At 70.4% G+C, this 10,665-nt stretch carries 9 protein-coding genes; 5 read left to right on the top strand and 4 right to left on the bottom strand.

The annotated features are described in order from the left end of the window. Positions 1-235: 235 nt before the first annotated feature. Complete coding sequence (locus tag AOK17_RS13255; protein ID WP_055612611.1) at positions 236-2,194, bottom strand: ABC transporter ATP-binding protein; 1,959 nt, start codon at positions 2,192-2,194, stop codon at positions 236-238. Positions 2,195-2,419: 225 nt separating this feature from the next. Between AOK17_RS13255 and AOK17_RS13250 the strand changes: the two genes are divergently transcribed. The 4 genes from AOK17_RS13250 (at position 2,420) to AOK17_RS13235 (ending at position 7,396) form a co-directional block, all read left to right on the top strand. Then, the gene (locus tag AOK17_RS13250; protein WP_055612610.1) at positions 2,420-3,382 is read left to right on the top strand and encodes a lysylphosphatidylglycerol synthase transmembrane domain-containing protein; all 963 of its coding nucleotides are present in this window, start codon (positions 2,420-2,422) and stop codon (positions 3,380-3,382) included. A 228-nt stretch (positions 3,383-3,610) separates the two neighbouring features. Next, entirely contained in the window at positions 3,611-4,375 is a 765-nt protein-coding gene (locus AOK17_RS13245; RefSeq protein ID WP_055612609.1) for a crotonase/enoyl-CoA hydratase family protein, read from the top strand. Between the two features lie 366 nt (positions 4,376-4,741). Beyond that, complete coding sequence (locus AOK17_RS13240; RefSeq protein WP_055612608.1) at positions 4,742-5,815, top strand: mechanosensitive ion channel family protein; 1,074 nt, start codon at positions 4,742-4,744, stop codon at positions 5,813-5,815. Between the two features lie 96 nt (positions 5,816-5,911). Continuing rightward, positions 5,912-7,396, top strand: coding sequence for an FGGY-family carbohydrate kinase (locus AOK17_RS13235; protein WP_055612607.1), 1,485 nt, complete (start codon positions 5,912-5,914; stop codon positions 7,394-7,396). 33 nt (positions 7,397-7,429) lie between these two features. Here the strand turns inward: AOK17_RS13235 and AOK17_RS48370 are convergent, their stop codons facing one another. Then, complete coding sequence (locus tag AOK17_RS48370) at positions 7,430-7,864, bottom strand: Ldh family oxidoreductase (protein ID WP_107102377.1); 435 nt, start codon at positions 7,862-7,864, stop codon at positions 7,430-7,432. Next, positions 7,749-8,273 (bottom strand): carboxymuconolactone decarboxylase family protein, encoded by a 525-nt coding sequence (locus AOK17_RS49970; RefSeq protein WP_107102376.1) that lies wholly within the window; start codon positions 8,271-8,273, stop codon positions 7,749-7,751. Before AOK17_RS49970 ends, AOK17_RS48370 begins: the two co-directional genes overlap by 116 nt. A 270-nt stretch (positions 8,274-8,543) precedes the next feature. On the opposite strand from AOK17_RS49970, the gene AOK17_RS13225 reads away from it, so the two are divergent. Beyond that, complete coding sequence (locus AOK17_RS13225) at positions 8,544-8,948, top strand: cupin domain-containing protein (RefSeq protein ID WP_055612605.1); 405 nt, start codon at positions 8,544-8,546, stop codon at positions 8,946-8,948. 17 nt (positions 8,949-8,965) lie between these two features. Here the strand turns inward: AOK17_RS13225 and AOK17_RS13220 are convergent, their stop codons facing one another. After that, positions 8,966-10,621, bottom strand: a complete 1,656-nt coding sequence (locus tag AOK17_RS13220; RefSeq protein WP_055612604.1) for a carboxylesterase/lipase family protein — start codon at positions 10,619-10,621, stop codon at positions 8,966-8,968. Positions 10,622-10,665: the final 44 nt, after the last annotated feature.

Here is a 10,665-nt window from a genome sequence, read left to right as displayed (position 1 = left end):
CTCGGAGAGACCTGATGTCCCCGACGATTCGCAGGGCCATGCGGAACGTGGCGACCCCGACAGGCGAGTCGAAGCGCAGCGACTCGTCCAGCGCCCTCCCGAGGAGCTGCGGCTCGGCCCAGGCCCGCGACCATGGCAGTCACCCAGTCAGCACACCGGGACGCTTCGGCACCGCATGCTGACCGTCTGCTGACCCGAGCGACTCCATCATGTACGGCGGCGTCGTGCGCGGCGCCTATGCCACCGCCTCCTCCGCCTTCTCCGCCTCCTCCGCCACGGCGATCTCCGTCACGCCGGCCTCGGTCGTGCCGGCCTCGGTCCCGTCGGTCCGTGCCGGTTTCTCGAACTGCGTCCGGTACAGCTCGGCGTATCGCCCGTTCGCCGTGAGGAGTTGGTCGTGGGTGCCGCGTTCCACGATGTGGCCGGCCTCGACGACGAGGATCTGGTCGGCGGCCCGTACCGTCGAGAGGCGGTGGGCGATGACGAGTGCGGTGCGGCCTTGGAGGGCCTCGGCGAGTGCCTCCTGGACCGCGGCCTCGGAGGTGTTGTCCAGGTGGGCCGTCGCCTCGTCGAGGACGACCACCCGCTGGCGGGCCAGGAGGAGCCGGGCGATGGTCATGCGCTGGCGTTCGCCGCCGGAGAGGCGGTAGCCGCGCTCGCCGACGACCGTGTCGAGGCCGTCGGGCAGGGAGTGCACGAGGTCGTCGAGGCGGGCCCGGCGCAGGACGTCCCACAGTTCCTCCTCGTCGGCGTCGGGCCGGGCGAGGAGCAGGTTGGCGCGGACCGAGTCGTGGAAGAGGTGGCCGTCCTGGGTGACCATGCCGAGGGTGGCCCGCATCGACTCGGCGCTCAGGTCACGGACGTCGACGCCGCCGATGCGTACGGAGCCCCCGTCGGTGTCGTACAGCCGTGGCAGCAGTGCGGCGACCGTGGACTTGCCCGCGCCGGACGAGCCGACGAGGGCGACGGTCTGGCCGGGTTCGGCGCGGAAGGAGATGCCGTGCAGGACCTCGGCGCCGCCGCGGGTGTCGAGTGCGGCGACCTCCTCCAGGGAGGCGAGGGAGACCTTGTCGGCGGACGGGTAGGCGAAGCGGACGTCGGTGAACTCGACGGAGGCCGGGCCCTCGGGGACCGCGCGGGCGTCCGGCTTCTCGTCGATCAGCGGCTTCAGGTCGAGGACCTCGAAGACCCGCTCGAAGCTGACCAGGGCGCTCATGACCTCGACGCGGGCGCCGGCGAGGGAGGTCAGCGGCGCGTACAGGCGGGTCAGGAGCAGGGCGAGCGAGACGACGGCGCCCGGTTCCAGGCTGCCGCGCAGGGCGTACCAGCCGCCGAGGCCGTAGACCAGGGCGAGCGCGAGCGCGGAGACGAGGGTCAGGGCCGTGATGAACGCGGTCTGCGCCATCGCCGTGCGCACCCCGATGTCCCGCACCCGCCGGGCGCGCACCGCGAACTCCGCGGACTCCTGGCCCGGCCGGCCGAAGAGCTTGATCAGGGTGGCGCCGGGCGCGGAGAAGCGCTCGGTCATCCGGGTGCCCATGGACGCGTTGAGGTCGGCCGCCTCGCGCTGGAGCTTCGCCATCCGGCTGCCCATCCGGCGGGCGGGCACCACGAACACCGGGAGGAGTACGAGCGCGAGCAGGGTGATCTGCCAGGACAGGGTGAGCATCACGGCGAGAGTGAGCAGCAGGGTCACCAGATTGCTCACCACTCCGGAGAGGGTGTTGCTGAACGCCCGCTGGGCGCCGATCACGTCGTTGTTGAGTCGACTGACGAGCGCGCCCGTACGAGTGCGTGTGAAGAACGCGACCGGCATGCGCTGTACATGATCGAAGACCGCTGTCCGCAGATCCAGGATGAGTCCCTCGCCGAGGTTCGCCGAGAGCCAGCGGCCCACCAGTCCGATCGCCGCCTCCGCGAACGCGATCAGTGCGATGAGCAGGGCGAGTCGTACGACCGTGCTCTCGTCGCCGCCGGACACGATCGCGTCGACGACGCGTCCGGCGAGGACCGGGGTGGCCACGGCGAGCAGCGCCGTCACCACGCTGAGGACCACGAACTGGGCCATGCGGCGGCGGTGCGGGCGGGCGAATCCGGCGATGCGACGAAGGGTCGCTCGCGCGAAGGGGCGGCGTTCCTGCTGGGCGTTCATGACGCTGTGGAGCTGCGTCCAGGCCGTGGTCTCCATACTCATGGGACCGACCGTAGAACCTCAAGCAATCTTTAGGTCAAGGGGTGATCGATGACATTGACCGAACCCACTCCCGTCACCGGGGCAGCGGATCCCACCGAAACAGCGGCGCTCACCGGCACCAAATCTCTCACCGGGCCCGGCGACCCTCTGCCGTGCCCGGCGTGTCAGCCGCTGTCCCCGTGCCCGCAACCCCACGTTGGTGCGGTGTGGAAACCCTCTCCCGATGTGACGGTCGAACGCTTTCCCCAGGGCTTCGCCAGACGCCTTCCGGTCCGGCAGATCCTTTGCCTCCTCCCGCTCGCCCTCGTGGCCGTGGTCGCGGTGCAGCACCGGTCCGTGCTCGCGGAGGGCTTCGGGCATCTGGCGTCGGCGAAGTGGCCGTGGCTGCTGGCCGCGGTCGCCGCGACCTGTCTGACCTGGGTGGCGGCAGCCGTCACCCGGCAGGGCGCGCTCGTCGAACGGCTGCCCAAACGGCGGTTGCTGGCCACGCAGTTCGCGGCGGGCGCCGCCAACCATCTGCTGCCGACGGGTCTTGGCGCGAGTGCCGTCAATCTGCGGTTCATGACGGTGTGCGGGGTGCCGCTGGCCCGTTCGTCGTCCGCGCTCGCGCTCTATCTGCTGGCGGAGTCCATCGCCCGGGTCGGGCTGCTGCTGGCCCTGTTGATCGCCTTCCCCGACGCACTGCGGGTCGGCGCGCTCCTGCCGGACGGCGCGGTCGGCCCGCTGCTGCTCGTCGTCGGAGCGGTGGTGTGCGTCGCGGTGACGGTGCTTCTGCTCGTACGACAGGTGCGTACCGTCGTGTTCACCTTCCTGCGGACCGCGCTGGGCGAGGCCCGGTCCGTACACATGCGACCGGCCCGCGCGCTCGCACTGTGGGGCGGCTCGCTCTCCTTCCCGATGTTCCAGGCGGCCGGACTGGCCGCGGTGGGGCAGGCGCTCGGGCTGCCGGTGCCGCCGCTGCACATGGCGCTCGCGTATCTGGCCGCCACGGTGGCGGTCGCCCTCGTGCCGACGCCGGGCGGGATCGGCTCGGTGGAGGCCGCGCTGATCCTGGCGCTGGTGGCGGCGGGCGGTCCGGTGGCCGTGGCGACGGCGGTGGTGCTCGCCTACCGCATCATCACGGTGTGGCTGCCGCTGCTGCCGGGCGCGCTGACTCTCGGCGCCCTCGTGCGGCTGAAGATGATCTGAGCGCGTCGGCCGCCGGGCCCTCCCGAAAGCACTCTTCTCATTCCGCCCGGAAGTTGACGGGGCGGGCGGCGAAGACGACTCACGGCGACGGCAACGGGGGCGCCTGACGGCTGGCGGCTGGCGGCTGGCGGCTGGCGGCTGGCGGGGACGGCCTGAACTCGTCGGTGTGACTCGGGAGTAACCTGCTGGCGTCGCCACACCAGGTCGCCATACGAAGGGGTCCGAGCGATGCCGGTCCGGATCGAGCGCCAGGAACACGTCACCACCGTCGTCCTCTCCCGCCCCGAGGTCCGCAACGCGGTGGACGGTCCCACGGCGGCCGACCTCGCCGACGCGTTCCGCGCGTTCGAGAGCGACGAGACGGCCCGGGTGGCCGTGCTGTGGGGCGAGGGCGGCACCTTCTGCGCGGGCGCGGACCTCAAGGCGCTCGGCACGGAACGCGGCAACCATGTGACGGAGGACGGCGACGGCCCGATGGGCCCCACGCGGATGCGGCTGTCGAAGCCGGTGATCGCCGCGGTCGCGGGTCATGCCGTGGCGGGTGGTCTGGAGCTGGCCCTCTGGTGCGATCTGCGGGTCGCCGAGGAGGACGCGGTCTTCGGAGTGTTCTGCCGCCGCTGGGGTGTGCCTCTCATCGACGGCGGCACGGTTCGGCTCCCCCGTCTCATCGGCACCAGCCGTGCGATGGACATGATCCTGACCGGCCGCCCGGTGGCGGCTCCCGAGGCGTACGAGATGGGCCTCGCGAACCGGGTCGTCCCGCCGGGCCGGGCCCGTGCGGAGGCGGAGGCGCTGGCCGCGTCGATCGCCCGCTTCCCGCAGGCCTGTCTCCGCGGCGACCGCGCTTCCGTCCTCGACCAGGAAGGGGTGAACGAGCGCACCGCCATGCGGGGTGAATTCCGTCACGGGACAGGCGTGTTGGAGGAGAGCCTTGAGGGAGCGGCGCGGTTCTCGGCGGGGGCGGGGCGGCACGGTTCGTTCGGCGAGATCTGAGCGTCCCCGACGACGTATCCAGGCCAAGTTGGGGCGGGATCCCCAAGGGGGGCCGGGGGATGTCCGCCGGACCGGAAGGCGAGGGTGCCTCGACGCTCGTCCGAGGCGGGGAGGACGCCAACACGCCTGCGGGCATGGCGAGTTGGCGACGATGCTGGTGTGAGTTGGCCTGACCCGAGCGGTCCTGGCACGGAACACCTGTGCGCATGTAGCAAGATGAGCGAACCCGCCGGTCAACGACTCGGTCAACGACTCGTCGTTCCCGGCGGGTCGCACATCCAGGAATCGAGCAGCAGGTGGCAACAAGGTGACGACACATCACATACCGGGTGCGAACGCCCTTCGCGGCACGACGGGAGGCAGTTGGTGAACCGGGACCTCACTGTGCACGACTGGATCGTCGCGGGTGTCTGGCTGGCCGTCGGGCTCGCGGCGGGCGTCCTGCTGCGCCTCCTCCTGCGCTGGCTGGGCAAGCACGCGACCCGCACCAGCTGGAGCGGCGACGACGTCCTCGTCGACGCGCTGCGCGCGCTGATACCGGTCGCGGCCCTCACGGGCGGCATCGCGGCCGCCGCGGCGGCGCTGCCGCTGACCGGCAAGGTCAACCACACCGTCAACCAGATCCTGACGGTCCTGCTCATTCTGGCCGCCACCATCACGGCGGCACGCGTGGTCGCCGGCCTGGTGCGGGCCGTCACCCAGTCCCGTTCCGGGGTCGCGGGATCGGCCTCGATCTTCGTCAACATCACCCGGGTCGTCGTGCTGGCCATGGGCTGCCTGGTCGTCCTGCAGACCCTGGGCATCTCCATCGCCCCGCTGCTCACGGCCCTCGGCGTCGGCGGTCTCGCGGTCGCCCTGGCCCTCCAGGACACCCTCGCCAACCTCTTCGCGGGCATCCACATCCTCGCCTCGAAGACGATCCAGCCCGGCGACTACATCCGTCTGACCAGCGGGGAGGAGGGGTACGTCGTCGACATCAACTGGCGCAACACCGTCGTGCGCAACCTCTCCAACAACCTCGTCATCATCCCGAACGCCCAGCTCTCCAGCACCAACATGACCAACTTCAGCCGTCCCGAACAGGAGATGACCCTCACTGTGCAGGTCGGCGTCGGCTACGACAGCGACCTCGACCACGTCGAGCGCGTCACCTCCGAGGTCGTCACCGAGGTCATGACGGAGATCGAGGGCGCGGTTCCCGAGCACGAACCCGCCATCCGCTTCCACACGTTCGGGGACTCGCGGATCAGCTTCACCGTCATCCTGGGCGTCGGGGAGTTCAGCGACCAGTACCGGATCAAGCACGAGTTCGTGAAGCGGCTGCACAAGCGGTACCACGTGGAGGGCATCCGCATCCCCTCTCCCGCGCGCACGGTCGCCCTCCAGCAGAACGGCGTGGCGATTCCGCCGCAGCGCGACGGATCCCTGTCGATCCCGTAGAACATCGGGGTGGGGCGGTCCGCGAAGGCCGCCCCCTACCGGGCCGGGCCGCCCTGTGCCGGGCCGGTCGACGAGTGAGCGGGGAGACGTGAGCGTATGACGGTGATCGGGGTCGACATCGGTACGTCCAGCAGTAAGGGCGTGCTGGTGGACGAGGACGGAAGCGTCCTCGCGACGGCTGTACGCCCGCACACCGTCGACCGTCCGCTCCCCGGTCACGTCGAGATGGACGCACGGGTGTGGTGGGACGAACTCGCCTCCATCACCCGGGAGTTGCTCAAGTCCGCGCCGGACGGCACTCCCGTCACCGCGGTCGGCGTCAGCGGCATGGGCCCATGCGTCGCTCTGGCCGACGCGACGGACACGCCGCTGCGCCCGGCGATCCTGTACGGCGTCGACACCCGGGCCACCGAGCAGATCGCCCGCCTGGACGACGAGTTGGGCCGTGACGCCGTGCTGCGACGCTGCGGGTCGCTGCTCTCCACCCAGGCTGTCGGCCCCAAGATCGCCTGGCTGGCGGAGCACGAACCCAGCGTGGTCGACCGGGCCCGGCGGCTCTACATGCCCAGCTCGTACCTGGTGGTCCGGCTCACCGGGACCTATGTGCTCGACCACCACTCGGCGAGCCAGGCCGTTCCGCTGTACGACTCCGTGGCCCAGGAGTGGTACGAGCCGTGGGCCCGGCACATCGCGCCCTGGCTCGAACTCCCCCGCCTGCTCTGGCCCGGAGACATCGCCGGCCAGGTCACGGCCGAGGCCGCCGACGCCACCGGTCTGCCCGCCGGGATCCCGGTGATCGCCGGCACCATCGACGCCTGGTCCGAGGCGCTGAGCGTGGGCGCGCAGCGCACGGGTGACCTCATGCTCATGTACGGCAGCACGATGTTCCTGATCAACACCCTGTCCGAGCGTCTGCTCGTGCCCCAACTGTGGAGCACCGTCGGGGCGTTGCCCGGAACTCGGAGTCTCGCGGGCGGCATGGCCACCTCCGGAATGATCACCGACTGGCTGCGGGAGCTGTTCGGCACGCCCGAGCACAGCGAGCTGCTCGCCGGGGCGGAGGCGTCCGGGCCCGGTGCGCGGGGGCTGCTGATGCTGCCGTACTTCGCGGGCGAGCGGACGCCGGTGGCCGATCCGCACGCCCGCGGGGTGATCGCCGGGCTGACGGTGGAGCACACTCGCGGCGACCTCTACCGTGCCGCCCTGGAGGCGACGGCCTTCGGGGTGCGGCACAACGTCGAGGCGATGCGCGCGGCGGGCGCGGACATCCGCCGTGTCGTCGCCGTGGGCGGAGGCACTCGGGGCGGCCTGTGGACCCGGATCGTCTCGGCCGTGACGGGCCTGGAGCAGGAAATCAGGACCATCACACTCGGGGCGAGCTACGGCGCGGCGTTCCTCGCGGCGAGCGCGGTCGGCGGCCCGCTCATCGACGAGTGGAACCCGGTGCGCGAACACGTCGTCCCGGACCCTCAACTGCGGTCCGGCTATGACAAGTTGTACGCGCTGTACCTCCGGCTCTACCCGGCGACGCGGGACATCGCCCATGAACTGGCCGAGCACCGGCGGCACACCGCCGACTGAGGGCGGGAAGCGAGGGAGGCCGCCGCTCTCCCGTCAGGCAACCGGCGTCGGCGGAGCGATCCCGAACCTCTCCGCGCTCTCCGTCAGTTCGCGCCACACCTTCGGAGTGACCGGCACTCCCTTCTCGGCCCGTTCCGCGGCCACGGCGGCACTGCGCTCGCCCGGGTAGAAGACTCCTGCCGCGCCGTCCGCCGACGGCAGTCCCTTGAGGGTGCTCAGGGTGGTGTCGACATCCGCCGTGAAGCGGTCCGGGTCGCCGAAGGCCGCCGGGTCGAGGGCGATGAGCAGGGCGTTCTGCCGGTGTTTGCGGGCCTTGGGGTCGTCCGAGTGGAAGGCGGAGAAGATCGGCGCACTAGCCGCGGATGTCCGGGAAGGGGGGCTCGCGGTCGGCCTGCAGATCCACCTGGAAGGTGTTGAGGCACATGCCGAGCATGGTGAAGTTGCCGAGCGCGCCGATGGTGTCGACAAGACCCTTGGCGCCGAAGTGGTCCAGTGCGCGGGCGAAGGTCTCGTCGGAGACGAAGTGCTCGTCGAGGATCTCGCGGCAGAACTGGTAGAAGGCCTGGTCCGGTTCGGTGTCGAAGACCGCCTCGCGCTTCTCGGCGATCGCCTTGACGGCGGCCTCCGGGATGCCGGCCTCGATGGCCTGGCGCACATGCGCGTTCCAGGAGTACTGCGCGTCCCAGTTCCGGGCGGCCATCAGCAGGGCGAGTTCGCGCAGGTGCTCCGGCAGGCCGCAGTCGAACCGGGCGAACGCGCCCAGGGACTCGGCGCGTTCACACATCTCCGGGCTGTGCAGCCAGACCCGGAACGGTCCACGGACGGCGCCGCGGCGGCCGGCGATACGGGCGGCCAGCTCCTGCTGCCGCGGATTCATTTCCTCTTCGCTGAGAACGGGGAGCCTCATGTGGCCGATACCTGCCTTTTCTTTCCGGCGCGTTTACGTCACGGATCGAGAAGCCGTGCGATGGCAGCCGACGGTACAACCGGGTTCGAGAAGCTCACCCCTCCGGGAATGCAACGTAAAACTGCACGCCGGAGGGCACCCATTCACGGGCGCGCGACCTAACGTCGTTCGACGCGGAGTCGGGAGACCCGAGAGGCCCCGGAGAACCGAGAGACCCCAGAGAACGGTGAGGAACCCCGGATGACCACCATCGTCAAAGTCGCGTCCGTCCCCCCGCTCAGCCGGGGCGGTGCCGTCGTGAGCACACCACTCATCACGACGACATCGGCGGGCGGGGAGAACCGGATCACCAGCGGGATGAGCGTGTATCCGGTCGGCTCCGGTGCGCCGCTGCACTCGCACAACTGCGACGAGCACGTGACGGTCCTCGAAGGGGAGGCGGAGGTGGTGGTGGACGGAGAGGTGACGAAGCTGGAGCGGTTCGACACGACGTACGTCCCCTCTCCCCTCCCCCATCTCTTCCGCAACACCGGCGTCACGCCTCTGCGCATCCTGTGTGTCTATACGTCGGGGACGGTGACCCGCACGTTCACCGAGACCGGGGTAACCGTGGAACACCTGTCGGCGGAGGACCAGATGGGGTGAGGCACCATGTCCCGGGTTCAGGAGGAAAGACTCCTCCAGAACGCCGTGTTGTGCTCGGTGCCGAACCGGTCGGTGGTCCTGGAGCACGCGGCCGGAGGCCGATCGGTGGCCGGTGAGGTGTCGCAGGCCGACAGCGACATCATCGCGTCGGTCCCGGGGTCGTACTTCGGCCACTTCGGGGTGTGTTCGCCGTTCGGGTCACCCTTCGCCGCGAACCTGCCCCAGTACCGGATCATCTGGTCGGACAGCTCAAGCTGGTCGTCGCTGTAGGGCACGGTCTGCCCGAGGTACTCCCAGAGATAGCCGAGGTCGTCGACATGGGTCGCGCCGAACGGGAACTTCCGGGCGACCTCGCTCTTCTGCTGGATCAGGTGGATGGACGTGAACTGCGGGGTGTCGCTCTCGGTGAACTCGTAGGCGTACGTGGGCACATACCGCGCCAGCTGTCCCATGACCTGCTGACGGGTGTACGAGGTCGAGTCGTTCTGCACGGTGGTCCACGCCACCCCTGGGGAGTCGAACTCGGTGACGGGATACTCGGCGAGGACCAGCTCCGCGTCGGTGCCGTACGTCGACTTCACCAGTGCCTCGTACTGCGGTGCGGTCAGGGGTTTGCCCAGGTAGTCGTAGTTCTGGAAGGTGAACAGCGACCGCTCGCTGCTGACCTGTCCCAGCATGACCGGGACGCGGTTGAACTTCCCGGCCGGGACGGCGACAGCGGGATCGGCGGGGAAGGCGGCGCCTCCGAGCGAGGGCCGGATGCCCGCCTTCTGCTGGGCGGTGACGATGTCGGCGGCGGGCCTGGCGCGCAGACACGCGAGGACGTCCGAGGCGGTCGAGCAGCCAACCTCCTTGACGAACGCGAGACTTGACGTCTCCCCCGCGCCGGCGGACTGCAGACTGCAGCCGCCGCTCATGATGACCGCCCGGGAGAAGAGTCCCTTGGCGGTCGGTGAGGCCAGCTGTGCGCAGACCGACGAACCGCCGGCGGACTGGCCTGCGATGGTGACGTTCCGTGCGTCACCGCCGAAGTGGCCGATGTTGGCCTGTACCCAGCGCAGGGCCGCCTGCTGGTCGAGCAGCCCGAAGGTGCCGGGGCCATCGGCGTTCTCCTTCCGCAGCTGGGGCAGGTTGAGGTATCCGAGGGCGCCCAGGCGGTAGTTGACGGTGACGACGACCGCGTTCGCCTGCTGTGCGAACTTGCGGGGGTTGGTGTCCTGCCCCGCGCCGCCCGTGAAGCCGCCGCCGTGGATCCACACGAGCACCGGAAGCCGTCCCCGCGTCCCCTCCGGCGTGTAGACGTTGAGCGACAGGCAGTCCTCGGTGAGCGTCGGGTCCTCGTAGCCGGGGTCCCAGCCACTCGCCTGGGCACAGCGGTCGCTGAACCTCGTGGCGTCACGCACCCCGGTCCATCGCGCGGCGGGCCGGGGAGCGGTCCAGCGCGACTTCCCGGTCGGGTCGGCGGCGTACGGAATGCCGAGCCACTGGTCGTACCCGGTCTGGCTACGGCCGCGCACCTTGCCGTTCGTGGTCTCCACCAGCGTGGACGTGGGCCGGGCCGAGTCCTCCGCGGACCGTGTCTGCGCCACCCCCGGGGACAGGAGCCCGAGGCCGATCAGGCTCGCGCTCACCAGGGCGGTCACGGCTGAGCCGAGCGGTCTCATGCGTCTCATCGATCCCTGCTTCCTGTTGACGTGCCGGGCATGAACAACCAGGA

Origin of the sequence: Streptomyces phaeochromogenes, assembly GCF_001418655.1 — a bacterium.
Classification (GTDB): domain Bacteria; phylum Actinomycetota; class Actinomycetes; order Streptomycetales; family Streptomycetaceae; genus Streptomyces; species Streptomyces phaeochromogenes.
This window is presented reverse-complemented; position numbering and strand designations above follow the sequence as displayed.

Bases quoted from the DNA above. Each gene is read 5' to 3' on its own strand.
- AOK17_RS13255 (WP_055612611.1), bottom strand. From the start codon at position 2,194: ATGAGTATGGAGACCACGGCCTGGACGCAGCTCCACAGCGTCATGAAC.
- AOK17_RS13245 (WP_055612609.1), top strand. From the start codon at position 3,611: ATGCCGGTCCGGATCGAGCGCCAGGAACACGTCACCACCGTCGTCCTC.
- AOK17_RS13235 (WP_055612607.1), top strand. From the start codon at position 5,912: ATGACGGTGATCGGGGTCGACATCGGTACGTCCAGCAGTAAGGGCGTG.
- AOK17_RS49970 (WP_107102376.1), bottom strand. From the start codon at position 8,273: ATGAATCCGCGGCAGCAGGAGCTGGCCGCCCGTATCGCCGGCCGCCGC.
- AOK17_RS13225 (WP_055612605.1), top strand. From the start codon at position 8,544: ATGACCACCATCGTCAAAGTCGCGTCCGTCCCCCCGCTCAGCCGGGGC.
- AOK17_RS13220 (WP_055612604.1), bottom strand. From the start codon at position 10,621: ATGAGACGCATGAGACCGCTCGGCTCAGCCGTGACCGCCCTGGTGAGC.